Annotated in this window: 24 protein-coding genes; 9 read left to right on the forward strand and 15 right to left on the reverse strand. The window is 69.1% G+C overall.

Translation table 11 applies throughout. The features are described from left to right. Window positions 1-108: 108 nt before the first annotated feature. Window positions 109-1,395 carry a phosphopyruvate hydratase gene (eno, locus tag BKN51_RS28610; protein ID WP_101610592.1) on the reverse strand — a complete coding sequence of 429 codons (1,287 nt, stop codon included), beginning with the start codon at window positions 1,393-1,395 and terminating at the stop codon, window positions 109-111. Window positions 1,396-1,488: 93 nt separating this feature from the next. Continuing rightward, the gene (locus BKN51_RS28615; protein WP_101610593.1) at window positions 1,489-1,965 is read right to left on the reverse strand and encodes a VOC family protein; all 477 of its coding nucleotides are present in this window, start codon (window positions 1,963-1,965) and stop codon (window positions 1,489-1,491) included. 72 nt (window positions 1,966-2,037) lie between these two features. Between BKN51_RS28615 and BKN51_RS28620 the strand changes: the two genes are divergently transcribed. Next, complete coding sequence (locus BKN51_RS28620; protein WP_101613510.1) at window positions 2,038-2,451, forward strand: tetratricopeptide repeat protein; 414 nt, start codon at window positions 2,038-2,040, stop codon at window positions 2,449-2,451. Window positions 2,452-2,460: 9 nt separating this feature from the next. On the opposite strand, the gene BKN51_RS28625 is transcribed toward BKN51_RS28620, so the two are convergent. Next, the gene (locus tag BKN51_RS28625) at window positions 2,461-3,030 is read right to left on the reverse strand and encodes a helix-turn-helix domain-containing protein (protein WP_101610594.1); all 570 of its coding nucleotides are present in this window, start codon (window positions 3,028-3,030) and stop codon (window positions 2,461-2,463) included. 54 nt (window positions 3,031-3,084) lie between these two features. On the opposite strand from BKN51_RS28625, the gene BKN51_RS28630 reads away from it, so the two are divergent. Next, complete coding sequence (locus tag BKN51_RS28630; RefSeq protein WP_101610595.1) at window positions 3,085-4,005, forward strand: NAD(P)/FAD-dependent oxidoreductase; 921 nt, start codon at window positions 3,085-3,087, stop codon at window positions 4,003-4,005. Here the strand turns inward: BKN51_RS28630 and BKN51_RS28635 are convergent. Beyond that, complete coding sequence (locus BKN51_RS28635; protein ID WP_101610596.1) at window positions 3,978-4,685, reverse strand: murein transglycosylase; 708 nt, start codon at window positions 4,683-4,685, stop codon at window positions 3,978-3,980. The genes BKN51_RS28630 and BKN51_RS28635 overlap by 28 nt on opposite strands. A gap of 262 nt (window positions 4,686-4,947) precedes the next feature. Between BKN51_RS28635 and efeU the strand changes: the two genes are divergently transcribed. Genes efeU through BKN51_RS28655 form a run of 4 tightly spaced genes read left to right on the forward strand, consistent with a single transcriptional unit; the run spans window position 4,948 to window position 8,633 of the window. Next, on the forward strand, window positions 4,948-5,790 hold the full coding sequence (efeU, locus tag BKN51_RS28640) for an iron uptake transporter permease EfeU (RefSeq protein WP_101610597.1): 843 nt from the start codon (window positions 4,948-4,950) through the stop codon (window positions 5,788-5,790). Window positions 5,791-5,795: 5 nt separating this feature from the next. Then, a complete protein-coding gene (gene efeO, locus BKN51_RS28645) occupies window positions 5,796-6,926 on the forward strand; it encodes an iron uptake system protein EfeO (protein ID WP_101613511.1) in 1,131 nt (376 codons plus the stop codon). After that, window positions 6,923-8,188: an iron uptake transporter deferrochelatase/peroxidase subunit gene (efeB, locus tag BKN51_RS28650; RefSeq protein WP_101610598.1), complete on the forward strand. Its 1,266-nt coding sequence runs from the start codon at window positions 6,923-6,925 to the stop codon at window positions 8,186-8,188. The genes efeO and efeB overlap by 4 nt, the downstream gene beginning before the upstream one ends. Window positions 8,189-8,222: 34 nt before the next feature. Then, the gene (locus BKN51_RS28655; protein ID WP_101610599.1) at window positions 8,223-8,633 is read left to right on the forward strand and encodes a PPOX class F420-dependent oxidoreductase; all 411 of its coding nucleotides are present in this window, start codon (window positions 8,223-8,225) and stop codon (window positions 8,631-8,633) included. A 65-nt stretch (window positions 8,634-8,698) separates the two neighbouring features. Here BKN51_RS28655 and BKN51_RS28660 read toward each other — a convergent pair whose 3' ends face one another. From BKN51_RS28660 to BKN51_RS28685, 6 genes are read right to left on the reverse strand one after another with little or no spacing between them, the layout of a single operon-like run. Then, complete coding sequence (locus BKN51_RS28660) at window positions 8,699-9,271, reverse strand: hypothetical protein (RefSeq protein WP_233222958.1); 573 nt, start codon at window positions 9,269-9,271, stop codon at window positions 8,699-8,701. Continuing rightward, a complete protein-coding gene (locus BKN51_RS28665; RefSeq protein WP_101610600.1) occupies window positions 9,268-10,638 on the reverse strand; it encodes a hypothetical protein in 1,371 nt (456 codons plus the stop codon). Before BKN51_RS28665 ends, BKN51_RS28660 begins: the two co-directional genes overlap by 4 nt. After that, window positions 10,635-11,438: an ABC transporter ATP-binding protein gene (locus BKN51_RS28670; RefSeq protein ID WP_101613513.1), complete on the reverse strand. Its 804-nt coding sequence runs from the start codon at window positions 11,436-11,438 to the stop codon at window positions 10,635-10,637. Before BKN51_RS28670 ends, BKN51_RS28665 begins: the two co-directional genes overlap by 4 nt. A gap of 17 nt (window positions 11,439-11,455) precedes the next feature. Then, window positions 11,456-12,274 carry a zf-HC2 domain-containing protein gene (locus tag BKN51_RS28675; protein WP_101610601.1) on the reverse strand — a complete coding sequence of 273 codons (819 nt, stop codon included), beginning with the start codon at window positions 12,272-12,274 and terminating at the stop codon, window positions 11,456-11,458. After that, entirely contained in the window at window positions 12,271-12,813 is a 543-nt protein-coding gene (locus tag BKN51_RS28680; RefSeq protein ID WP_101610602.1) for an RNA polymerase sigma factor, read from the reverse strand. The genes BKN51_RS28675 and BKN51_RS28680 overlap by 4 nt, the downstream gene beginning before the upstream one ends. A gap of 54 nt (window positions 12,814-12,867) precedes the next feature. Next, window positions 12,868-13,284, reverse strand: a complete 417-nt coding sequence (locus BKN51_RS28685; protein ID WP_101610603.1) for a winged helix-turn-helix transcriptional regulator — start codon at window positions 13,282-13,284, stop codon at window positions 12,868-12,870. A 67-nt stretch (window positions 13,285-13,351) separates the two neighbouring features. Between BKN51_RS28685 and BKN51_RS28690 the strand changes: the two genes are divergently transcribed. Then, window positions 13,352-14,266: an NADP-dependent oxidoreductase gene (locus BKN51_RS28690; protein WP_233222957.1), complete on the forward strand. Its 915-nt coding sequence runs from the start codon at window positions 13,352-13,354 to the stop codon at window positions 14,264-14,266. Here BKN51_RS28690 and BKN51_RS28695 read toward each other — a convergent pair. The 4 genes from BKN51_RS28695 to BKN51_RS28710 all read right to left on the reverse strand — a co-directional run bounded on the left by BKN51_RS28695 (window position 14,263) and on the right by BKN51_RS28710 (window position 20,952). Further along, window positions 14,263-15,183, reverse strand: coding sequence for a MazG family protein (locus tag BKN51_RS28695; RefSeq protein ID WP_101610605.1), 921 nt, complete (start codon window positions 15,181-15,183; stop codon window positions 14,263-14,265). The two genes, BKN51_RS28690 and BKN51_RS28695, sit on opposite strands and share 4 nt — an antisense overlap. Beyond that, window positions 15,180-16,184: a hypothetical protein gene (locus BKN51_RS28700; RefSeq protein WP_101610606.1), complete on the reverse strand. Its 1,005-nt coding sequence runs from the start codon at window positions 16,182-16,184 to the stop codon at window positions 15,180-15,182. The genes BKN51_RS28695 and BKN51_RS28700 overlap by 4 nt, the downstream gene beginning before the upstream one ends. Window positions 16,185-16,426: 242 nt before the next feature. After that, window positions 16,427-19,981 carry a transcription-repair coupling factor gene (gene mfd / locus BKN51_RS28705; protein ID WP_101610607.1) on the reverse strand — a complete coding sequence of 1,185 codons (3,555 nt, stop codon included), beginning with the start codon at window positions 19,979-19,981 and terminating at the stop codon, window positions 16,427-16,429. A 56-nt stretch (window positions 19,982-20,037) separates the two neighbouring features. Continuing rightward, window positions 20,038-20,952, reverse strand: coding sequence for an LLM class flavin-dependent oxidoreductase (locus BKN51_RS28710; protein ID WP_101610608.1), 915 nt, complete (start codon window positions 20,950-20,952; stop codon window positions 20,038-20,040). Between the two features lie 86 nt (window positions 20,953-21,038). Between BKN51_RS28710 and BKN51_RS28715 the strand changes: the two genes are divergently transcribed. Next, window positions 21,039-21,803 (forward strand): helix-turn-helix transcriptional regulator, encoded by a 765-nt coding sequence (locus BKN51_RS28715; protein WP_101613514.1) that lies wholly within the window; start codon window positions 21,039-21,041, stop codon window positions 21,801-21,803. A 47-nt stretch (window positions 21,804-21,850) separates the two neighbouring features. Continuing rightward, complete coding sequence (locus BKN51_RS28720) at window positions 21,851-23,035, forward strand: PQQ-dependent sugar dehydrogenase (protein WP_101610609.1); 1,185 nt, start codon at window positions 21,851-21,853, stop codon at window positions 23,033-23,035. Here BKN51_RS28720 and BKN51_RS28725 read toward each other — a convergent pair. Then, window positions 23,032-23,757, reverse strand: a complete 726-nt coding sequence (locus BKN51_RS28725) for an SDR family NAD(P)-dependent oxidoreductase (RefSeq protein WP_101610610.1) — start codon at window positions 23,755-23,757, stop codon at window positions 23,032-23,034. The two genes, BKN51_RS28720 and BKN51_RS28725, sit on opposite strands and share 4 nt — an antisense overlap. Between the last annotated feature and the right edge of the window lie 27 nt (window positions 23,758-23,784).

Here is a 23,784-nt window from a genome sequence, read left to right on the forward strand (position 1 = left end):
CGTCGTCGTACGGCGGGCGCGCTCCGGACGGCGGCCCCTGCCGGAGCCACCGCCTTCCGCGCGCCCGTTACGACGGGTCCGCGCCCTCCCCCGGTCCGCCATAGCTCGTTATCCCTCGGCGCTGAACCGGGGAAATGCCAGGTCGCCGGCGTAGCGCGCCGCGTCGGCGAGGGTTTCCTCGATCCGGAGCAGCTGGTTGTACTTGGCGATCCGCTCGCCGCGCGCCGGAGCGCCGGTCTTGATCTGGCCGACACCGGTCGCGACGGCGAGGTCCGCGATGAAGGTGTCCTCGGTCTCGCCGGACCGGTGGCTCATCATCGACTTGTAGCCGTACGAGGTGGCCAGCGAGATCGCGTCGAGGGTCTCCGACAGCGTGCCGATCTGGTTGACCTTCACCAGCAGCGCGTTGGCGGCGCGGCGGGTGATGCCCTCCTCGAGGCGGTCCGGGTTGGTGACGAACAGGTCGTCGCCGACGATCTGGACCTTCTCGCCGACCTCGGCGGTCAGCTGGACCCAGCCGTCCCAGTCGTCCTCGCTCAGCGGGTCCTCGATGGACACGAGCGGGTAGTCGCGCAGCAGTTCGGCGTAGTAGGCCGACATCTGCTCGGCGCTCTTCTTCGCACCTTCGAAGGTGTACGCGCCGTCGGAGTAGAACTCCGTCGCGGCGACGTCGAGCGCGAGCGCGATGTCCCGGCCCGGGGCGTACCCGGCCTTCTCGATCGCCTGAAGGATCAGGTCGAGCGCCTCGCGGTTGTTCTTCAGACTGGGCGCGAAGCCGCCTTCGTCGCCGAGGCCGGTCGCCAGGCCGCGGCCCTTCAGGACCGACTTCAGCGAGTGGTAGACCTCGGTGCCCCAGCGCAGGGCCTCGCGGAACGACTCGGCGCCGATCGGCGCGATCATGAACTCCTGGATGTCCACATCGGTGTCGGCGTGCGCGCCACCGTTGAGGATGTTCAGCATCGGCACCGGCAGCACGTGCGCGTTCGGCCCGCCGAGGTAGCGGAACAGTTCCAATTCGGCCGAATCGGCGGCGGCCTTCGCGACGGCGAGCGAAACACCGAGGATGGCGTTCGCGCCGAGGCGGCCCTTGTCCGGGGTGCCGTCGAGATCGACCAGCTTCTGGTCGACGATGCGCTGGTCCACGGCGTCGGTGCCGACCAGGTCCGGGCCGATTTCGTCCAGGACGGCCGCGACCGCGCGCTCGACACCCTTGCCGTTGTACCGGCCGGTGTCGCCGTCACGCAGCTCGACGGCTTCGTGTTCGCCGGTGGACGCACCCGAGGGGACCGCGGCCCGCGCCAGCGTGCCGTCGTCGAGAGCCACCTCCACTTCGACCGTCGGGTTGCCTCGCGAGTCAAGAATCTCGCGAGCGCCTACCTGCTCGATGAGCGCCACGCCATGCTCCTCATGTGGGTTGTGCCTGCGGTGACCGGCCCCAGCCTAGCCGTCGGCACGGTTCACCCGTTGGAGGCACGCGCCACACAGGACCTACTCGGCGACTGGTTCACCTGCGCGGACTTCACGCCAGCCCGACGGCAACTCGACGGTGTCGGAGAACTGCTGCCAGAAGGTCCAGCTGTTGCCGCCGATGTCGGAGACGGTGAACACGCGGGCACCGTAGGGCTGATCCTGCGGCGCGTCGAGGTCGGCGTCGTCGCCCAGCGCGGCGCGGACCCGCTCGTACTGCGCGTCGGCGTCGGGGACGTAGACGATGTTCAGCTGCCCGACAGGGCCGTCGACGCCCTTGGCGGCCCAGTATTCGGGACCGACCCCGGCCAGCTGGATCTTCGCCGGACCGGCGCACAGCGTGGCCTGGAACACCTCACCGGAGGCGTCGGCGAAGCGCACCTCCTCGGTGAACCCGAACACTCTGACCAGCCACGAGACCGCTTCGGTCGCGTCGGCGTAGTAGAGGTACGGCGCGAGACCGAGGTATTCGGGCCTGTCCTCTTCGGCACTGCTCATGGCAAGACAGTCCACCATGACCGTTTCAGCTCCTCGTGAACGGCCCTGCCCAGGGGTATCGTGGAGCGGACCATGATGGATGCCGAACCCGCCCCAGAACCTGGTCCGGACTCGTCCGGCGAATCGCGGTTCCGTGCCTTCCGACAGGCCGAGGCCCTGGTCGAAAGCCGCAGGCCGCTCGATGCCCTCAAGGCCCTCCAACCGTTGCTGGAGGAGGAAACCGACAAACCGAGCGTGCAACTGCTGGCGGGCCGCGCGTACTTCCACTCCGCACAGTTGCGGCGGGCCGAGCGCGCCTTCAACCGGGTGCTGGAGCTGGACCCCACCGATCATTACGCCCGGTTCGTGTTGGGGCGGACCCTCCAGCGCCTCGGCCGGTTGACCGAGGCGCTCGCGCAGATGCGGATCGCGTCGGCGATGCACCCGATCCCGGAGTACCTGGAGGCGATCAGCGAGGTCAGCGCGCGGATCGCGTTGCGCGACTGACGCCGGTTCTCAGGTGGACTTGGCCCGCAGGTGGGCCCGCTCACCCTGCTTGCCGAAGAGCACCAGCAGTTCCACCGGCCCCGGCCCCGCGCTTCCGAACCAATGCGGCACCCGCGTGTCGAATTCGGCGGCCTCGCCCGGCCCCATCGTGAAGTCACGGTCGCCGAGCACCGCCCGCAACCGTCCACTGAGGACGTACATCCACTCGTAGCCCTCGTGTGTCCGTTGCACCGGTTCGATGTTCTCGACCGGGATCAGCAGTTTGAACGCCTGCGGCTGACCGGGCTGCGCGCTCAGCGACCAGGCGGTGAACCTGCCGAACTTCTGCGGTTTCATCCGGACCCGCGGATCGGACGGCTCGGGTTCGCCGACCAGTTCGTCGAGCGGGACCTTGTGCGCCTCCGACAGCGTCAGCAGCAGCTCCAGGGTGGCCTTCCGGGTACCCGATTCGAGCCGCGAAAGCGTACTGGCGGAGATCCCCGTCGCCTCCGAGAGCGCGGAGAGGGTGGTGCCGCGTTCCTTGCGGAGCTGCTTGAGCTTCGGGCCGACCTCGGCGAGCCGCCGTTCGATGTCCTGCATGCCCCCAGTTTGCCAAACCGGCAATGAACTTTGCCAGATTTCGACGGAAGTCGGATGCTCGGGACCATGAGCAACGAATTCGACGTGGTGATCATCGGCGGTGGTGTCGCGGGCCTCAGCGCGGCCTTGGTACTGGGCAGGGCGCGGCGGAAGGTCGCCGTGATCGACGGCGGGACGCCGCGCAACGCGCCCGCCGCGCACGCGCAAGGTTTCCTGACCAGGGACGGCATCCCGCCCAAAGAACTCCTGGCGATAGGCCGTGACGAAGTGCGCGGATACGGCGTGGAACTCATCGACGACGTCGTCCACCGGCTGCGGCACGACAAAGCGGTGGAGCTGGCGAGCGGCCGGGTCGTCAGCGGGCGCCGGATCGTGATGACCACCGGGCTGGCCGACGAACTGCCGGACGTCCCCGGTGTCGCGGAGCGGTTCGGCACCGACGTACTGCACTGCCCGTACTGCCACGGCTGGGAAGTGCGCGATCAGCGCTTCGGCGTGCTCGCGACCTCCGAGAAGTCGGTCCACCAGGCGCTGATCGTCTGGCAGTGGAGCAAGGACCTGACGTTCTTCACGCACACCCAAGAGATCTCGGCGGACGACCGGGCGAAGCTGACCGGACTGGGCATCCGGATCGTCGACGGGAAGGTGTCCGAGCTCGCCGTCGAAAACGACCGGCTGGCCGGGGTCCGGCTCGTCGACGGCGACCTCGTCGAACGCGACGTCGTGTTCGTCGGCCCGAAGTTCGTCCCGCACGACCGGCTGCTCGCCCAGCTCGGCTGCGCGCGCACCGAAGACGGTTTCGTCGCGGTGGACGCGCAGGGCCGGACGAATGTGGACGGCGTCTGGGCGGCGGGGAACGTCGTCGACCCGATGGCGCAGCTGGTCGTCGCGGCGGGCGACGCCTACCGGATGGCGGCCGCGCTCAACTTCGACCTGGTGCTCGAGGATCAGGGCGCGACGCTGGCGTCCGCGTAGGCGTCGGCCGCGCTGAAGACCTCCTGGGCGTACGGAACGGCGGGGTTGAACATCCGCATCGACTTCCACCATCCCTCCGGGGTGGCGACGTCGTCGCCGGCGGCGCACAGGTAGCGGGCGGTGGCGAAGGCGGCGTCATCGAGGTTCTTCGGATCCGGCGGCTTCCCGTCACTGGTGGCACGGACAGCGTGCTTGGCCCAGATATCGGGCGTGAGCGTGATCGGGCCGGGCCTGCCCTGCGCCGTCTCGACGTGGGAAACACCGGCGAGGGTCGCCCAAGAGAGGTGACAGCCCGGCTTCTGCCGCCGAAGCCACATCTCCGCCCGGCCGTAAGCGGAAAGGTCGGTGGCGGACAGCCGCGTCTTCGCGGCCACCCGGTTCGCCCAGATCTCGAGTTCGGCCGCGTCGGAAACGGTGGGCCGGTCGGGCGGCGCGGCCAGCCCGGCTCGCGGCGTCGCCACGCCAGGCTGCGGTTTCTGGTCGGGAACCGCGAGCGCGGGCTGCGGTTCCGCCGGCGGGGGCGGCTCGTCCCCACCCGGCCGGCTCATCCCGACGGTCATGATCAGCACCACGCCGGTCAGCACGAGCCCGCCCGCGAAAGCGAGCCTGGGGACGTACGGCGGCAGAGGGCGCGCTGGGTGCTCCGGGGCGTCGATGCTCGACTGGGTGGTTTCGGCCACCCGGTCAGGTTACTTCGCCACACTGCCGGGGGATGACCCATTCGGAGGAGCAGGTCAGCGGACGGTAAACCGGCGGTCGTGGCGCCGATTCGTTATGTGATCCGCGCGGTGCGCGCTGACCTGCGGATGCTTTCCGCGCGCCCGTCCGATCAAGGCCCGTTCAAGCGGTTCGTCCACATTCACCATCCCTCGGCTGAGCTGGACTTTCAGGCAAGGCTTACCTAAAACCAGGAGGTTCAGTCAGACGACCAGGGAGAACGACGTGTGGTTCGCGAGTGCGCTCATCGGCCTGCGTGAAGGCCTGGAAGCCGCCCTCGTCGTCAGCATCCTCGTCGCGTTCCTGGTCAAGACCGACCGGAAGCACGCGCTGCGCTGGGTGTGGCTCGGTGTCGGCGTCGCCGTCCTGCTGTCGGTCGGGATCGGCGCGATCCTCACTTACTCCACCGCTCAGCTGTCCTTCGAGCAGCAGGAACTGCTCGGCGGCACCCTGTCGATCGTCGCGGTCGGTTTCGTGACGGCGATGATCTTCTGGATGCGCAAGGCGTCGAGGACGATCGCCGCCGAGCTGCGCGGGAAGCTGGACGAAGCGCTCAACGTGGGCCCGGTCGCCGTCCTCGTCCTGTCGTTCTTCGCCGTCGGCCGCGAAGGCCTGGAAACGGCGGTGTTCTTCTACTCGACCGTGCAGACCGCCCAAGGCGGGACGACCGAACCGCTGATCGGTTTCACCGCGGGCATCCTCACCGCGGTCGTGCTGGCGTACCTGCTCTACCGCGGCGCCGTCCGGTTCGACCTCGGCAGGTTCTTCACGATCACCGGCGTCCTGCTGGTGTTCGTCGCGGCGGGCGTGCTCGGCTACGGCCTGCACGACCTGCAGGAGGCCGCCTTCCTGCCCGGTCTGAACACACTCGCGTTCGACGCGTCGAACGTGCTGCCGGAGACCAGCTGGTACGGCGCGCTGCTCAAGGGGATCTTCAACTATTCGCAGCAGACGACGGTCCTGCAGGCCGTCGCGTGGGTCGCGTACGTGGCGATCGTGCTGCCGCTCTTCCTCAGGCCCAAGAAGAAGGCCGCGACGGCTCCCGTCGCGGCCGCGGTTAAGGAGTGACCACCGTGTCCCGTCGATTCCCGCTCGCCGCTCTCGCCGGCGTCGGCGCCCTGGTGCTCACCGCCTGCGGTGGTGGCGAGGAAACCCCCGCCGCGGCCGGCGGCCCGATCAAGGTCGAAGCCTCGGACAGCGCGTGCGCCGTCTCGGTGAACACCGCGAGCGCGGGCAACGTGACCTTCGAAATCACCAACAAGGGCAGCAAGGTCACCGAGTTCTACCTCTACGCCGAGGGCGACCGGATCATGGGCGAGGTCGAGAACATCGCGCCCGGGCTGAACCGGCGGCTCATCGTCGAGGTCGCCGAAGCGGGCAAGTACCAGACAGCGTGCAAGCCGGGGATGACCGGCAACGGCCTCCGCGGCGACTTCACCGTCACCGGTGGTGGTGCGAAGCAGACCGACCCGAACTCGCAGAAGGCGCAGGCGGTCAAGAGCTACGCGGAGTACGTCGCGAACAACACGAAGGCGCTCGACGAGGAGACCACCAAGTTCGTCGCGCTGGTGAAGGCGAACAAGGCCGAGGAGGCGAAGGCCGCGTATGCCCGCACCCGCGTCTACTTCGAGCGGGTCGAGCCGGTGGCCGAGAAGTTCGGCGACCTCGACCCGAAGATCGACGCGCGCGAGGCCGACCTCGAACCGGGCCAGAAGTTCACCGGTTTCCACCGGCTGGAGAAGGACCTTTGGGTGAGCGGGCTGCAGCCCGACGCGCCCCAGATCGCCGACCAGCTGCTCGCCGACGTCAAGGAACTCGTCACCAAGTCGGCCGCGCTCGAACTGAACGCGCTCGACCTGGCCAACGGTGCCAAGGAACTGCTCGACGAGATCGCCACCGGCAAGATCACCGGCGAAGAGGAGGCGTTCTCGCACACCGACCTCTCGGACTTCCAGGGCAACCTCGACGGTTCGAAGGCCGCGATCGCCTCGCTGCGCCCGCTGCTGCAGGCGAAGGACCCGGCCCTGGTGTCCACTTTGGACAAGGAGTTCGGCAGCGTGCAGGCGTTGCTGGACAAGCAGCGCGAAGGCGACGGCTTCAAGCTGTACACCGCGCTGAGCCAGGACCAGATCAAGGAATTCGCGTCGGCGGTCGACGCGCTGAGCGAGCCGCTGAGCAAGGTCGCGGAGGTCGCGGCGCAATGACCGGGACGGAGGACACCCGGGTCTCCCGCCGGAAGCTGTTCGGCATGGCGGGAGCGGGTGCCGCTCTCGTCGGAACCGGCGCGGCCGCCGGATTCGGGGCGAACCGGCTGCTCGGCGGGGACAGCCCGGCACAGGCCGCGCAGAGCGTCGTCGAGTTCCATGGCGAGCACCAGGCCGGGATCGTGACGCCGGTCCAGGAGAACCTGCATTTCGTCGCGCTGGACGTGACGACGAAGGATCGCGAAAAGCTGGTCAAGCTGCTGCGCACGTGGACGGACGCGGCCCGGCGGATGACCGCGGGCCGGGAGGTCGGGACGGGCGGCGCCGTCGGTGGCGCCCCCGCCGCCCCGCCGAGTGACACCGGCGAGGCCCTCGATCTGGCGGCGTCGTCGCTGACGCTGACGATCGGTTTCGGCCCTTCGCTGTTCGACGACCGGTTCGGGCTCGCCCCGAAACGGCCCGCCGCGCTGATCGACCTCCCCCTGTTCCCGGCCGACAAACTCGACCCCGCGCGCAGCGGTGGCGACGTCTGTATCCAGGCGTGCGCGGACGATCCGCAGGTCGCGGTGCACGCGATCCGGAACCTGGTACGGCTGGGCTTCGGCGTCACGGCGGTGCGCTGGTCGCAACTCGGGTTCGGCCGCAGTTCGTCGACGTCGCGGGCACAGTCCACACCGCGGAACCTGTTCGGGTTCAAGGACGGGACGCGCAACGTCAAGGCCGAGGAGGCCGACGTCCTGCGCGACCAGGTGTGGGCGACGGCCGAAGACGGGCAGCCGTGGATGGCGGGCGGGTCGTTCCTGGTGGCCCGCCGGATCCGCATGCACATCGAGACCTGGGACCGGGAATCGTTGCGAGGGCAGGAAGGCATCGTCGGCCGGTCGAAGGGCGCGGGCGCGCCGCTGGGGCAGGCCGCCGAGTTCGACGAGCCCGACTTCAACGTCGGCGGCGCGGGCGGCGAGAAACTGATCCCGGAGGATTCACACGTCCGGCTCGCCTCGCACGAGAACCTGAACGGGGCACGGATCCTGCGGCGCGGCTACAACTTCGTCGACGGTTCCGACGGTGTCGGGCACCTCGACGCGGGGCTGTTCTTCCTCGCCTTCAACCGGGACACTCGCAAGCAGTTCGTGCCGATGCAGCAGGCGCTGTCATCGAAAGACGCGATGATGGAGTATCTCCAGCACACCGGATCCGCTCATTTCGCCGTGCCACCGGGCGTGCGTGAAGGCGGTTTCTGGGGCGAAGGCCTGTTCGCTTGACCTCCAGCTAAGTGGAGGTCGCACACTGGATTCCATGTTCAGTGAAGCGGAACTCGACTACCTCGCCACCCAGGGACTCGGACGGCTCGCGACGGCCCAGCCGGACGGGACACTGCAGGTCAGCCCGGTCGGTTATGCCTACAACACCGAGACCCGGACGATCGACATCACCGGCTACGAACTGGCGAAGAGCAAGAAGTTCCGGAACGTGGCCGCCAACGGGCAGGCCGCGTTCGTGGTGGACGACATGCCGTCGCAGGACCCGCCGAGGATCCGCTGCCTCGAGATCCGCGGCCGGGCCGAGGCGCTGACGGGCGCCCGCACGGCCGACGGTCATTTCGACGGCGCGGTGATCCGGATCCACCCCTCGCGGATCATCAGCCTCGGCGTCGACGACCCGGACCACGACCCGCTCGATCTCGTCCCGCACAACCGGAACGTCTGACCAGCGGATGTCATGAAAGGGGCTTTCCTGACGAATTCCGTCAGGAAAGCCCCTTTCATGACACTTCAGCGGCGATTACCGAAGACCGCGTAGGTCCCCAGGCCCACCACACCGAGTACCACGGCGGTCCACGTGGCCGCGGGGACGCCGGCGGGCTGGAGAAGCCAGGTGATCGCCAGGTGCGCGGTGTCCGTGCCCGACGTGGTGGCCCAGACCACGAACGAGACGACGAACACGAACAGCGGCAACGCCCACCCGAAGGCCCCGCCGAACAGCACCGCGGAGATCCCCGCGAGGCCGAGCAGTCCGCCCGCGTTCCGCGTGATGATCTCCACCGGCACCTGCTCCGCCTCCCACAGCCGGGGCAGGAGCACGGCGCCGAAACCGAGGCCGCCGATCAAGAGGAGATGCAGGCCGCGACGGGGAATCCACCGGATCGCGGCGGTCCGGTCGAGATCGGCGTCCTGTCCGCTCAGCCCGGTCGCCATCACCGCGACCGCGGCCGTGAGCGCCAGGGAAACCGGGATCATCGACCAGTGGTCCCTGGCCAGGAACCAGATCACCGCCGTGGTCACCACCAGCGCCGCGAACGAGGCCGGCACGCTCCGCGACCGCGCGTACAGCACCGCCCACCTCATCGGGCCCCACCGAGCAGGATGTCGAGCTGGTTACCCCGGCAGGCCAGGCCCGCCTGTCGCACCGCGATGATCCGCTCTCGCTGCACGTCGGCCGGGAGGGCACGGAAGGTCTCCTGCTTCTGGACGACCTCGTTCTTCACCTCGTCGCTCCAGTAGCCGCTCAGCGTCTTCCACTCGCCGAGGAACCAGTTCGAGGTGATCGATCGCGCGGTGAGTTCGTCCATAAAGGACTTGTCGACCCCACGGGCGGAGTAGCAGGTCGGCGTCCCGGCGCCGGCGACCAGCGCCCGCGTCACGTCTTCCGGGACCAAGAGCGAACGGACGGACCAATCCAGCAGGTCCACGTAGACGGTGTCGGCGGCACGCGGCGGCACCTCGTCGTAGCCCAGCCGCCGGTCCTGTGCCGCGACCTTGACCGGTGCGTCCGGCAGTGTTCCCAGCAGCCGTAACGCCTCCTTGCCCGGCCCGGCGAGACGGGGCAGTTCGGACTCGAGCATGCGGGGGACGCAGACCGGGCCGTCGCAGATCATCGCCGTCGCGTGCGGGTCGATGACCTTGCCTTCGGCCGTGGTGCCGGGAAGAACGGGCAAGGCGATCCCGACCGCCACCAGCGCGGGGACGACGGCGAGTGCCTTCGCCCGCTTGGAGCGGACCGCCAGCAGGAGGAACCCTGTCGCGGCCAGTCCGGCGAGCCAGATCACCTGCCCGAGATCCATCCGGCCCGCGGTGGTGTTGAACGGATCGTCGACGACGTCCATCGCGGGAGAGAGCAGCGAGACCCGGAACGGCACGAACCCGGACAGCAAGCTGCCCTCCCCCGCGGCGAGCTGGAACAGGATCGCGGCCGCGAACGCGGCGACGGCCACCGCGGGCGCGGTCAGCGGATGCGGCAGCAACCGGCCGATCCCGAGCCCGATCCAGGCGCCCGCGAGCATCCCGAGGACACCGACCACGACGATCGGCAGCCAGCCGAAGGTGAAGAACCCGCCGTTGAAGATCGCCTGGACGGCGCCGACTGCGAAGATCAGCAGGTAGCCCAGCACCAGCAGGCCGCCCAGCGCGCCGGCGAGTTTCGCGGCCCGCTGCCAGCCGGGCCGCGGCAGGGTGGTCATGAGTTCGGCCGTGCCGGACCGGCTGTCCCGCATCCCCTGGATGACACCGGCGCCGATCGCGATCGGCCACAGGAACACCAGCAGGAACCGGCTCCATTCCGCGGCGGGCACCCAGTGCTCGTTCCACGCGATCGGTGATCTCGTCCACGGACCGGAGAACGAGTACAGGAATCCGAACGCGACGACGAGGATCGCGAGCGTGGCCCAAGGTGCGATGGAACGACGGAGTTCGATCCGCAGAATCCGCGTGTTCACCAGTTACCCCTCCCCGGCTCGTGCCCGAGCAGCGCCGAATAACCGCGCTCGATCGGGCTGTCGCCGACGTACTCCGCGGTCCCGGCGGCGGCCATTTCGTCCGGGGTCCCCTGGAAGACGAGTTTGCCGTTTTCGAACAGGACGACGTCGGTGCACGCCGTGGCGACGTCCTCGACGAGGTGCGTCGAGACGACGACGCAGGCGTCACGCCCCATTTCCTGCATGAGTTCCCGGAACCGCACGCGCTGCGCCGGGTCGAGTCCGGCGGTCGGCTCGTCCAGCAGGAGGAGGTCGGGATCGTTCACGATCGCCTGGGCGATCCCGACCCGCCGCACCATGCCGCCGGAGAGCGTCTTCATCTTGTCGTCGGCGCGATCGGCGAGGCCGACCCGTTCGATCGAACGCTGCACCGCTCCCGGTATGTCCTCTTTGGACATTTCCTTGAGCCACGCGATGTACTCGACGAACTCGCGGACGGTGAAGCGCTTGTAGTAGCCGAAATTCTGCGGCAGATAGCCGATCCGACGGCGCAGGCGGCGCTGATCGGTGAGCCCCCCGACGGACTCACCGAGCAGCGCCAGCCTTCCCTCCGCCGGCCGGAGCACCGTCGCCAGCGCCCGGATCAGCGTGGTCTTCCCCGCCCCGTTCGGGCCGAGCAGACCGTGCACCCCCGTGCCCAGTTCCAGGTCGAGCCCGTTCACGGCGAACTTGCGTTTGCCGACCCGGACCTTCAGTTCCTCCGCCTCGATTTGCCACGCGTAGGTCGTGGGTGCGACCTCCGCGGCCCCGACAGCACGCATCATGTTCTCCCCTTCGTTCATCGTTCGGATCCGCTGAGCAGGCCGAAGGCGCTCCGGCGGAGCACCACCACGGCCATGGTCAGCGCGAAGATCACGCCCCAAACCGGAAGCAGGTCGGGTTCGAGCACGGTGGCTCGTCCTTGCGAAGCCACCGCGGGCGCCAGGACCACCACCACCCAGATCCCGGCCAGGACATACGCCGCGCGGGTCACCCCGATCAGCCCGCCGAGCGCGAGTGTCCCGGTGGTGAAGGCCAGGCTCGGCAGGAGAGCGAGCCCCCCGAAGCCATCACCGCCGAGCCAGCTCGCGAGGGCCTGCATCGGCAGCACTACGGCGAGGACAGCCGTCGTCCGGCGCAGCAGCAGGTAGAACCCGCCCCTCGGCGCGGAAGTGACGAGTTCGTAAGCGGGATCGAGGCCCTTGGACCAGGACACCGCGACCCCGAGCACCGGCAGCACCGGTGAGAAGAGCTGGACGAACGAGTAGTTCCGGCTCCACGTGAAGCCGGCCCAGTCCAAGAGGAATCCCGTCGCCGGGAGCAGGATGATCATCACCAGCCACGGCAGCATCACCGGCGTCACCCAGGTGTGCAGCCGCCCGGCCCACCGGCTCCGTGACCGCCCCGGCCCCGTTTCGGCGAGTTTCGGGCCCAGCCCCGCCCAGACGTCGTCCACCAGCGCCGACACCGTGGGCAGGCTGACCGCGGACAGCCTCCCCCGGCATTCCGCGCAGGTTTCGAGATGGGCTTCGATCGCCCAGACCTCGTCACCGGCCAAGCCTTCGTCCCCGCGGACATAACCGGCGAGAAGCTGTCCGGACACGTGTTCCTTGTTCACGACAGCGCCTCCCGCATCGCGATCCGAGCCCGCCTGGCGCGGGTTTTGACGGTTCCTTCCGGCACGCCGAGCAGGACCGCGGTCTCCCGGACGGTCAGCCCGTCGAGCACCATGGCCTGCAAGACCTGCCGTAGTTCGGGAGCGAGCCGGCGCAGCGCGTCGCCGACGTGGTCGCCGACCGCACCGGCCAGCGCCTCGTCTTCAGCGGCGGGCGCCACGGCCGCCTCCGCGACCGGCAGCGGCAGCGCGTGCTTCGCCCGGCGGCGGAAAGCGTCGACGAGCCGCCTCGCGGCGATCGTCCACAACCAGCCGACTGCGCTCCCACCGACGGCCGCACCGGCGAACGCGCCGGCCGCACGCCAAACCGCGAGGTAGGTCTCCTGCATCACCTCGGCGACGATCTGCTCGTCGGCGCAGCGACGGCGCAGGCGTACGGCCAGCCACGGCGACGTGCGGCGGTAGAGCTCCTCGAACGCCGCGCGGTCACCTTTGGCCGTGCGGCGGACGAGCTGCTCTTCGTCCGGTTCCGTTCCCTTCACACCCGGCAAGACGCCGAGTCCGCCGAATCGGTTCTCACCCGATTGTGTTCCGCATCACAGCGGCCGTACCGCTTCGGACGCTTTCTCGTCGAAAGCTGAGCGTGCGGCGAAGATCTGGTCGACGTTCTCGACGGCCCATTCGGCGACGGCGTTCGTCAGCCTGCCGACATCGACGCCGAGCGGGGTGAGCCCGTACTCGACCCGCGGCGGGACGGTGGGATAGACGTCCCGCCGGATCAGCCCGTCCCGTTCCAGGGAGCGGAGGGTCTGGGTCAGCATCTTCTGCGTGATCCCGTCGAGCAAACGGCGAAGTTCGCTGAACCGCATCGGCCGCTCGTAGCGCCGGATCGCACCGAGAACGTAAAGCGCCCACTTGTTCGCGAGCACCTCGATGACCGTCCTGGACGGGCAGTCACGGCCGTGCACCGCCACCCATTCTTCGAATATCCGCCGCTCATCGAAGGTACCCATGAGGTACCTAGATACCAGTGCGGTGCCTACTTCACAACGGGTACCTGGCAGCGACATGCTCGTTCCCATGCGAAAGATCCAGCAAGTCTCGTTCGGCGGACCCGACGTTCTCCACCTCGCCGAATCGGAAAAGCCTGTTCCCGGCGAGGGTCAGGTCCTCGTGCGCGTCCACGCCGCAGGAGTGAATCCGGCGGATTGGAAGATCCGGAACGGGCTGGTCGTCGGCGATCTGCCGCTGACCGTGGGACTCGATTTCTCGGGCGTGGTCGATTCCGCCGGAACGCGGTTCCAGCCCGGCGACGAGGTCTACGGCGTCACGTTCCCGCCGAACGGCTCGTACGCCGAGTACGTCGCGGTCAGCGAGGACGCGCTCGCGCTGAAACCGCGAAGTCTCGATCACGTCCACGCGGCCGCGCTCCCGATCGCGGCGCTGACCGCGTGGCAGCCGTTCACCAGGCTGTTCCCGGTCGGACCGGGTCACCGCGTGCTCGTCCACGCCGCGGCGGGCGGGGTCGGGCATCTCGCCGTGCAGATCGCCAAGGCCAAGGGCGCGTACGTCATCGGCACCGCGCGCGAAGCCAAGCACGACTTCCTCCGGAAGCTCGGCGCGGACGAACTGATCGACTACACGACCAGCGATTTCGCGAAATCGCAGGACCTCGACGTCGTGCTGGACCCGATCTCCGGCGAGTACGGTCCCCGGTCACTGGACACGCTCAAACCGGGCGGTTCGCTGATCGACATCGTCGGGCATGGTCCGGACCGGACGGAGGTCCGGCGGAAGGCCGAGGACCTCGGTCTCCATTTCGCCGAGTTCTACGTCGCCCCGTCCGGAACGGATCTGGCGGAAATCGCGACTTTGGCCGACGCCGGTTCCCTGCGGGTCTCGATCGCCGAGGTCCTCCCGCTCGAACAAGCGGCGAAGGCGCACGAACTGAGCGAATCCGGACGTGTCCAGGGCAAGCTCGTCCTGACGGTCTAGCTCGGCCAGAACTTGCGCCAGCCGTCGGCCTCGAGCGTCGTCGGTTCGAGACCGGCGTCCCGGGCGGCCTGTTCGGCATCGCGGATGTCTTGCGCGAAGCGCTTCGCGACGGCACGGAGCTCGCCCTCGGGGTCGATCCCTGCCCGGCGAGCGGTCGCGGCGACCCGGAACAACTGGGCCGCCGCTTCGGAACCTTCGGGGAACAGGTCGAGTGGGATCCCGGCTCGGCCGCTGCGCTGCCCGAGCTTCCCGGCCAGCGCCACGGCGGGCTGGCCGAGCGCGACTCCGTCCACAATGGACTGGCGGCTCTTCTCGGCCTGCTTCAGTTCTTCCCACTTGAGATTCTGGTGGTCGACGGTCTCGACTCGCGGGGCGTCGGTGAAGACGTGGGGGTGACGCCCGACGAGCTTCGCGACCAGATCGGACGCGACCTCGTCGATCCCGAACGGATCGGTCGCGTCCTCGATGGCGACGCGCGCGTGGAACAACACCTGGAGCAGGACGTCACCGAGTTCTTCGCGCAGGGCGGCCCGGTCGCCTTCCTCGATCGCGTCGAGCAGCTCGTAGGTTTCCTCGACCAGGTATTGACGCAGCGACTCGTGCGTCTGGACGGCGTCCCACGGGCATCCGCCCGGCGAGCGGAGCCGGTCCATCACCTCGGCGGCCTCGACCAGCGGCGGAACGGGCGCTTCCAGCACCCGGGCACCCGCCCTGATCAGCGCCGCGGCCTTCGGTTCCCGGCGCGAACCGGCGATGAGCACGAGGCCGCGCACCTGTGCGTCACCGAGCGCGGGCACGCCGAAAACGCCGGGATCGACATCCGACGCCGCGTACACGGCGTCGCTGTTTCGCAGGATCGGGAGTGCCGCGGCGGGCAGTGTCGCCCCGCGGGCGATCACGACGACGGCAGCGGTCACGGGTTTTGCGGGGTGGCGCCGTGCACCGGCAGCACGATGCCCTTTTTCGAAGCTTCGTTGGGCGCGAGGTCCATGCCCACGACATCCCACACGCCGTAGCGCGGGTTGACCTTGAGGTCGACCTGGTCCAGGTACGGCTGGAGGAGCCGGATACCCACGTTGGCCAGCTGCTGGGCGGTGGGCTGCGCGGCCTGATCCGACGCGACGGGCTTGTCGGCGGCCCGCTCACGCACCACGACGACGACCCACAGCGGCTGCTGCGGCGTCGGCTGGAACGCGGCGACGGTGTTGGGCTCGAGCCCGAATAGGACGGTGGCCGCGGTCGCGGGCGACTGCATCGCCGGCAGCTTCTGACCGGTGCCTGCCTGCGTGTCGGACGTCTTCTGGTCCTGCGCGATCAGTTCCGCGGCCGCGTTCGGCGAGGCGGCGAACTTCCGGGCCTTCTCGATCGCCTGCTCGCGCAGCTTGTCCGCGTCGGAGCCGGTGGCGTCGGTCGAGGAGACCGAGCTGAAATCGAAACTGACGGTGAGCTTGTCCAGGTACTTCATCGCGAGCTGGGTCTGCAGCGCCGCGTCGACCAGGGCTTCGCGGTGATCCCGCACGCGCGCGACGAGCTGCTGCACGCTGATCGCGGGATCGTCCTGCTGCTTCGCCTCCATCGGCTTCGCCAGCGGATCGTTCTGCAACGCGGCCACGACGAGGGACTCGTCGACGCGGACGCCTTCGCGCTGGGCGGCACGCTCAGTGAGGTCGTGGAGGATCTCCTGGCGCACGATCTCGCGGCCGACGAGGTCGAGCTTGTGCTCCTTGGCGAGCTGCTGCCCGTACGGATGCTCACGGACGGCCTTGTCGATCAGCTGCTGCACGCGATCGACCGAAACGGACTTGCCGTCGACGATCACCGCCGCACCGACCTGTCCCGGTCCGGCGTTGCATCCGGCGAGAAGGAGAGAACCGGCAAGAACCCCGACCAGCGCACGACGGCGCCCCATGATCCGCATCACAGGGCCTACCCTCTCATACCGGCCCCAGCGAGAGAACCAGGTCGTAAGGGCCTGTTGGCGGAGCTGAGATTCGACCGGAAGCAACCCAACGCGTGAACCCGCCTTGGCCGAAGGCCCCGCTATCGCGGCGGCAGGGCGTCGTCTCCGCTCTCCCTGACCTGGAAGACCAGGTCACGCCCTGTCGACGTCGATCGCGGCCGCGGGTTCACCAGCAGACATCTGGTGCGATTCGGGTTCGCTCACGCGACGGGTGCCGGTGACTTCATCAGGTTCGTCAACAGCTTCGCGCACCAATCCAGCAATTCCTCGTCCCGCAACGCCGGGGCGCCGATGCGGCCGCCGGCCGCGCCCTCGGTCGGCTTCGGCACGGAGACCGTGTTCGTCACCGCTTTGAAGAGAGCCTTGGGATACAGGCGCTTCAGCCGCACCATCTGCGAATCCGCCAGCGGCAACGGCGCGAACCGGATCGACGAGCCCTGGACGGCGACCTCGGTGACACCCGCCGCGCGGCAGGTGTGCCGGAACGCGGCGACGGCGAGCAGCCGTCGCACGGCGGCGGGCGGCTGGCCGTAGCGGTCGACCAGTTCCTCGCGCACGGCGTCGAGCCCGGCCTGATCGGGCGCGGCCGCGATCTTGCGGTACGCCTCCAGCCGCAACCGCTCACCCGGGACGTAGTCGTGCGGGATGTGCGCGTCCACCGGGAGGTCGACCCGGACATCGGCGAGTTCTTCTTCCTCCGCCGTGTCCGCGCCCGCGTGCCGCCGGAACGCGTCGACCGCTTCGCCGACGAGCCGCACGTACAGATCGAAACCGACACCGGCGATGTGCCCGGACTGCTCCGCGCCGAGGATGTTGCCCGCGCCGCGGATCTCCAGGTCCTTCATCGCCACGGCCATCCCCGCGCCCAGTTCGGTGTTCTGCGCGATGGTCGCCAGCCGGTCGTGCGCCGTTTCGGTGAGCGGCGCTTCCGGCGGGTACAGGAAGTACGCGTACCCGCGCTCTCGACCGCGCCCGACCCGGCCGCGCAGCTGGTGCAGCTGCGCCAGGCCCAGCAGGTCCCCTCGTTCCACCAGCAGCGTGTTGGCGTTCGAGATGTCCAGCCCGGTTTCGACGATCGTGGTGCAGACGAGCACGTCGTACTCGTTCTCCCAGAAACCCTGGATGATCTTCTCGAGTTTGTCCTCGTTCATCTGCCCGTGCGCGGTGACGACACGCGCCTCCGGCACCATCTCGCGAATACGCTTCGCGGCCTTTTCGATCGAGGAAACCCTGTTGTGCACGTAGAAGACCTGGCCGTCGCGCAGCAGTTCACGCCTGATCGCGGCGCCCACCTGCTTGTCGTCGTACGCGCCGACGTAGGTCAGGATCGGGTGCCTGTCCTCGGGCGGGGTCAGGATCGTGGACATCTCGCGGATTCCGGCGAGCGACATCTCCAGCGTCCGCGGGATCGGCGTCGCCGACATCGTCAGGACGTCGACGTGTGTCCGCAGCGCCTTGATGTGTTCCTTGTGCTCGACGCCGAACCGCTGCTCCTCGTCGACGATCACCAGGCCGAGGTCCTTGTACCGGATCCCGGTCTGCAGCAGGCGATGCGTGCCGATCACGATGTCGACGTCACCCGAGGACAGCTGTTCGAGGATCGCGTCGGACTCGACCTTGTTCGTGAACCGCGAGAGTCCCCTGATCTTCACCGGGAACGAACTCATCCGTTCGGTGAAGGTGTTGAGATGCTGCTGCGCGAGCAGTGTCGTGGGCACCAGCACCGCGACCTGCTTCCCGTCCTGCACAGCCTTGAACGCCGCACGCACCGCGATCTCGGTCTTGCCGTAGCCGACGTCGCCGCAGATGACGCGGTCCATCGGGACACCGCGCTCCATATCCGACTTGACCTCGTCGATCGCGGCGAGCTGGTCGTTGGTCTCGGTGAACGGGAAGGCGTCCTCGAGTTCGCCCTGCCACGGGGTGTCCTGCCCGAACGCGTGCCCGGGCGCGGCCTGTCGCGCGGCATAGAGCTGCACCAGTTCGGCGGCGATCTCCTTGACCGCCTTCTTCGCCTTGGCCTTGGTGTTCTTCCAGTCGGACCCGCCGAGCTTGTTCAGCGTCGGCAGCTCGCCGCCGACGTAGCGGGAAACCTCGTCGAGCTGGTCGGTCGGGACGAAGAGCCGGTCCCCGGGGTGCCCGCGCTTGGAGGAGGCGTACTCCAGCAGCAGGTACTCGCGGGTCGCGCCGGCGACGGTGCGCTGCACCATCTCGACGAACCGCCCGATGCCGTGCTGGTCGTGCACGACGTAGTCGCCCGTCTTGAGGGCGAGCGGGTCGACGGCGTTGCGCCGCCGCGACGGCATCTTGGTACTGAAGTCCTTTGTGGACGTTCCGGCGCCGGAACCCCGGCCGGTCAGGTCCGACTCGGACAGCACCACGAGAGCGCGCTCCGGCGACACGAAGCCGTCCGAAAGCCCGCCGCACGTCACCGTGACGACGCCCGCCGTCAGCGGCCCGGTGAGACCTTCCGCCAGTGACGCGGGCACGTCTCCCGCCGACAGCTGCTCGACCGCGCGGGCCGCGGTGCCGTGCCCGGCGACCACGAGCACGGCCGTCCCGCCCGCGGCCGTATGCGCGCGCAGGTCGGTGGTCGCGCGCTCGACCTCGCCGCGGTAGTTCGGCGCGGCCTCGATCGAGACGTTGTAGACATCGGGATCGTCGCTGGCCAGCTGCGTCAGCGTCCACCACGGACGCTTCGTCTCCTGAGCGCGCTTCGCGATCTCCGCGAGGTCCCGGTACGCGGACGCGCCGAGGTCGATCGGCGCCTGACCGCCCGCGGCGGCCGTGGTCCAGGACGCCTCGAGGAACTCCTGCCCGGTGCGGACCAGGTCGGCCGCGCGGGCGCGGATCTTCTCCGGATCGGCCAGCAGCACGTGCGTGCCCTGCGGCATCGCGTCGGTCAGCAGGTCCAGCTCGCCCTCGCACAGCACGGGGATGAGCGCCTCCATGCCCTCGACGGGGATCCCGCCGGACAGCTTGGTGAGCATCTCGGTGAGCTGCGCGTCCGCCTCGTACGTCGTCGCCAGCTCGGCGGCCTTCGCCCGCACCGACTCGGTGAGCAGAAGCTCACGGCACGGCGGCGCGCTGACGTGCTGGATCTCCCCCGGCAGCGATCGCTGGTCGGACACCGCGAACGCGCGGATCTCGCTGACCTCGTCGCCCCAGAACTCGACCCGCACCGGATGCTGCGCCGTCGGCCCGAACAGGTCGAGGATGCCGCCGCGCACGGCGAACTCGCCGCGCTTCTCGACCATGTCCACCCGCGTGTACGCCAGCTCGACCAGCTGCTCCAGCAGCCCTTCGAAGCTCTGCTCCTCGCCGACGACCAGGTCGATCGGCGCGAGCGAACCGAGCCCGGGCGCCATCGGCTGGATGAGGCTGCGGACGGTCGCGACGACGACGCGCAGGGTGTCGGCGCCGGTCTTCAGGCGATGCAGCACCTCCAGCCGCCGTCCGACGGTGTCCGCCCGCGGGGACAGCCGCTCGTGCGGCAGCGTCTCCCAGGACGGGAAGTCGACGACAGCGTCTTCGCCGAGGAACGACTTCAGCGAGGCTGTCAGTTCTTCGGCCTCGCGGCCGGTGGCGGTCACCGCGAGCACGGGGCGGCCGGCGCCCTCGTCCGCGGCGAGGGCGCCGGCGACCAGCTGGCGGGTGGCGATCGCACCCTGCAGCTCGAGCACCGGGGCACCGGCCCGCTCGACGACCCCGCGAAGGGCCGGATCGGGAAGGATGGAATGAAGGAGTCCGGACAATGGAGCGTTTGTCACCGTCCCAGCCTACGTGGGGGCACCGACAGTCCGCCGCGCGATTACCTGGGCAAGGCCTCGACCACCTTCGGAAGCTGCTCGTCGAACTCCGCCGGTTCCTGCGTCGCGATCCGGATCAGCACGTGTTCGGCACCCGCGTCCCCGTATTCGCGAAGCCTCTCGGCGACCTCTTCGCGGCTGCCCGCGATCTGCACTTGGATCTTCTCGACGAAGTCCAGCGGAACGCCGTAATTGCGCTGCGCGTAGTCCTCCAGTCGCTCACGTGCCCGGATCGGGTCATCTTCGATGAGCACTGTCGCGAACAACGCGGGTGTCACGGGACGTACGGCTGCTTCGCGGATCTTCGCGAGGCCGTCGACGTAGTCCGTGACGTCGGGCGGATACGGCAACCAGCCGTCGTAAAGCCGCCCCGCGCGCTCCAGCGCCCCGGGGGTGAACGCGGCCAGCCACACCGGCGGACCACCCGGACGGTGCGGCTCCGGGTACTCCGGAAGGGTGTCGTAGTGCAGCACCGCGCCATGGAACGGACCGCTGTTCCCGCTCCAGACGTGCCGCCACAGCGCGACGATGTCGTCGAGCCGGGCGCGACGGCGCTCCCAGGGAACGCGGGTGAAGGCGAATTCGGGTTCGCTGCGGCCGGCGAACCCTGCTCCGACGCCGAGCGTGATCCGGCCCTGGCTGAGCAGGTCCAGTGAAAGGATCGCGTTCGCGGAAAGAAGCGGATCCCGCAGTGCCGGAAGCAGCGCGGCCGTGCCGAGCGTGACCCGCTCGGTTCTGGCCGCGAACGCGCCGAGCAACGTCAACGGATCGATAGGGGCCTTCGCCAAGGTGTCGCCGACCCAGACCGAATCGAGGCCGAGGCGTTCGGCTTCGACCGCGACGGCGACCATTTCCGGCGCGGTGCGCCCGGCGTCGAGGATGGACCGATAAGTGGGGACGACCAGACCGAATTTCATGCCGGAAGCATCTCCGTGACGGGGAATCGTCTCAATTCCCTCGAGGGAATAGCGGCGCCGTCGGCGCTTCGGCCAAGATGGCGACCATGGTTTCCGGATTCGGCCCCGCGCTGCGGGGCTGGCGCGAACGGCGGCGGCTTTCCCAGCTGGAACTGGCATTACGGGCCGGAACCACCCAACGGCACGTGAGTTTCCTGGAGGGCGGCCGGTCGATCCCCGGCCGCGGTTTGGTGCTGCGCGTCGCCGAATCGCTCGAACTCCCGCTCCGGGAGCGCAACGGCCTGCTGCTCGCGGCCGGCTTCGCTCCTGGCTTCCCCGAAACGGCGCTGGACGACCCCAGGCTCCTGCCGGTCCTCGACGGCATGCGGCGGCTGCTCGACGGGCACCGGCCGTACCCGGCCATCGTGGTCGACCGCTACGGCGTCCTCGTCGCCCGCAACGACGCGCTCGACCTGCTCTTCGAGGACGTCGCACCGGAACTGCTGGAAGAACCCGTCAACACCCTGCGGCTCGCCCTGCATCCGAAGGGAATGGCGCCACGCGTGCGGAACCTCGCGGACTGGGCGCGGCACATCCTGGAACGGCTGACCCAGGAGATCGCGCACGCGCCCGACGAGCGGCTCACCGAACTGCTGGCCGAACTCGAAGGTTACGTTCCGGAGCCGGGGCCGCCCGGTCCCGATCACCTCGGGTTCGCCGTCCCGATGCGCCTGTCCACATCGGCGGGCGAACTGCGGCTGATCACGGCCATCACGACGTTCGCGACCGCCGCCGACGTCACGGTGTCGGAACTGAAACTGGAGACGTTCCTTCCCGCCGACGCCGAAACGGCGAAGATCCTGACCGGATGACCGGTTCGTTCCTCGCGGGCGATTGGGCACGATGGCATGCTGATGCCATGCGCACTCCCGCCGTCGTCGCGATCGCGTCCCTGTCTTTGCTGGTCACGGCCTGTTCAGGGGCGTCGAGCGAAACGGTGCAGAGCGCACCGCCGGTCACCTCGAAACCTTCCGTGACGAAACTGAAGGTCGAGCAGGTGACGGCCGGGCTCGAACACGGCTGGGACGTCGGCTTCCTGCCGGACGGGAAGATCCTCGTCACCCAGCGCCCGGGGAAGCTGGCCCTGGTCGAGGGCGGCACGAAACGCGACGTCGCCGCCGATTTCTCCGACGTCCACGTGCGCGGCGAGGGCGGCCTGATGGGGATGGTGATCAGCAAGGACTTCGCGGCTTCGCGGGAGTTCATCACCTGCCAGACCCACAAGGAAGGTGACAAGGCCGTCGACATCCGGCTGGTCACCTGGCGGCTCTCCGAGGACGGCGCGAGCGCCACGAAGGTCAAGGACCTGCTGACCGGGCTGCCGGTGAACTCCAGCGGCAGGCATTCGGGCTGCCGTCCCGCGTTCGGCGCGGACGGCGCGCTGCTCGTCGGCACCGGCGACACCGCGCGCCCGGCCTTCCCGCAGGACCGCACGAACCTCGGCGGCAAGGTGCTCCGCATCGACGCGAAGACCGGGAACCCCTTGCCGGACAACCCGTTCATCTCGTCCGCGAACCCGAACGAACAGCGTGTGTTCACCTTCGGGCACCGCAACGTCCAGGGCGTCACGGTCCGGCCGGGCAGCGGGCAGGTGTTCACCGCCGAGCACGGCCCGACCATCGACGACGAGGTCAACCTGGAACGCGCCGGCGCGAACTACGGCTGGGACCCGTCCAAGGGCGGCACCGAAACCAGCTACGACGAAGGCGTCCCGATGACCGACACGCAACGGTTCCCGGACGCCATCAGTCCTTTGTGGACGACCGGGGAGATCACCGAGGCGATCTGTGGCGCCGAGTTCCTCACCGGATCGCAGTGGGGCGCGCTCGAAGGCTCCCTCGCCGTGACGGCGCTGAAGGGGCAGAAGCTGCTCCTGTTCCGCCTCGACGACGCGGGCAAGGTCACCGAAGTGACGCTGCCGCCGGAGTTCGACGACAAGTTCGGCAGGCTGCGCGCGGTCCGCAGCGCCCCGGACGGCTCCCTTTACGTGACGACCTCGGAAGGCAAGGACGACAAGCTGCTGCGCGTCACCCCCGGCGTCTAACGGCCGAGGTGCGCGCCGCCGTTGACGTGGACGACCTGGCCGGTGACGTGCCGCGCGGCCGGGCTCGCCAGGAAGGTCACCACTTCGGCGACGTCCGCGGGGTCACCGGCGCGTTTGGTCAGCGTGTTGCCGACGAGCCAAGCCCGGCGCTCGTCGGACAGCTTGCCGTGAAAGAACTCGGTGTCCCCGATCAGTCCGGGCGCGACGACGTTCGCGGTGATCCCCCGCGGCCCGAATTCCCTTGCCACGTCGACATTCCACGCCTCCAGCGCGGCCTTGGCGGCGCCGTAGGAACCGGCGCCGGTGTGCGCGGCGATGGAGCCGATCGTGACGATCCGCGCGCCGTCGGCGAGCCTTTCCCGCAAGGCACGGGTGACCAGCACGGCGCTGAAGACGTTCGCGTCCAGATTGGCCTGCCAGTTCGCGGCGAACGCTTTCAGGTCCCCGGCGGGCCCATTCCGGAAATCGGTGTTCCCGCCCGCGTTGTTGACCAGGACATCGACGTGCTCCGGCAGCTCGGCCAGCGCCCTTTCCACCGCGTCCGGGTCGGCCGCGTCGAACGGGACCGGGTTCGCCCCGAGCAACGTGGCGGCCTCGGTGAGGAGCTGTTCGCGACGGCCGGTGATCGTCACCCGCTCGCCCAGCGCGGCGAACGCCGCCGCGACCGCGTAGCCGATTCCCGTTCCGCCGCCGGTGACCACTACTTCTCTCCGCTGCCCCATGGCTCCAGCATAGGGACACTAGGCTCC

The organism is Amycolatopsis sp. BJA-103 (genome assembly GCF_002849735.1).
Classification (GTDB): domain Bacteria; phylum Actinomycetota; class Actinomycetes; order Mycobacteriales; family Pseudonocardiaceae; genus Amycolatopsis.

Coding starts and splice junctions, on each gene's coding strand:
- BKN51_RS28615 (WP_101610593.1), bottom strand. CDS start 1,965: ATGAGCAGTGCCGAAGAGGACAGGCCCGAATACCTCGGTCTCGCGCCG.
- BKN51_RS28620 (WP_101613510.1), top strand. CDS start 2,038: ATGATGGATGCCGAACCCGCCCCAGAACCTGGTCCGGACTCGTCCGGC.
- BKN51_RS28625 (WP_101610594.1), bottom strand. CDS start 3,030: ATGCAGGACATCGAACGGCGGCTCGCCGAGGTCGGCCCGAAGCTCAAG.
- BKN51_RS28630 (WP_101610595.1), top strand. CDS start 3,085: ATGCTCGGGACCATGAGCAACGAATTCGACGTGGTGATCATCGGCGGT.
- efeB (WP_101610598.1), top strand. CDS start 6,923: ATGACCGGGACGGAGGACACCCGGGTCTCCCGCCGGAAGCTGTTCGGC.
- BKN51_RS28655 (WP_101610599.1), top strand. CDS start 8,223: ATGTTCAGTGAAGCGGAACTCGACTACCTCGCCACCCAGGGACTCGGA.
- BKN51_RS28660 (WP_233222958.1), bottom strand. CDS start 9,271: ATGAGGTGGGCGGTGCTGTACGCGCGGTCGCGGAGCGTGCCGGCCTCG.
- BKN51_RS28670 (WP_101613513.1), bottom strand. CDS start 11,438: ATGCGTGCTGTCGGGGCCGCGGAGGTCGCACCCACGACCTACGCGTGG.
- BKN51_RS28685 (WP_101610603.1), bottom strand. CDS start 13,284: ATGGGTACCTTCGATGAGCGGCGGATATTCGAAGAATGGGTGGCGGTG.
- BKN51_RS28690 (WP_233222957.1), top strand. CDS start 13,352: ATGCGAAAGATCCAGCAAGTCTCGTTCGGCGGACCCGACGTTCTCCAC.
- BKN51_RS28700 (WP_101610606.1), bottom strand. CDS start 16,184: ATGCGGATCATGGGGCGCCGTCGTGCGCTGGTCGGGGTTCTTGCCGGT.
- BKN51_RS28710 (WP_101610608.1), bottom strand. CDS start 20,952: ATGAAATTCGGTCTGGTCGTCCCCACTTATCGGTCCATCCTCGACGCC.
- BKN51_RS28715 (WP_101613514.1), top strand. CDS start 21,039: ATGGTTTCCGGATTCGGCCCCGCGCTGCGGGGCTGGCGCGAACGGCGG.
- BKN51_RS28720 (WP_101610609.1), top strand. CDS start 21,851: ATGCGCACTCCCGCCGTCGTCGCGATCGCGTCCCTGTCTTTGCTGGTC.
- BKN51_RS28725 (WP_101610610.1), bottom strand. CDS start 23,757: ATGGGGCAGCGGAGAGAAGTAGTGGTCACCGGCGGCGGAACGGGAATC.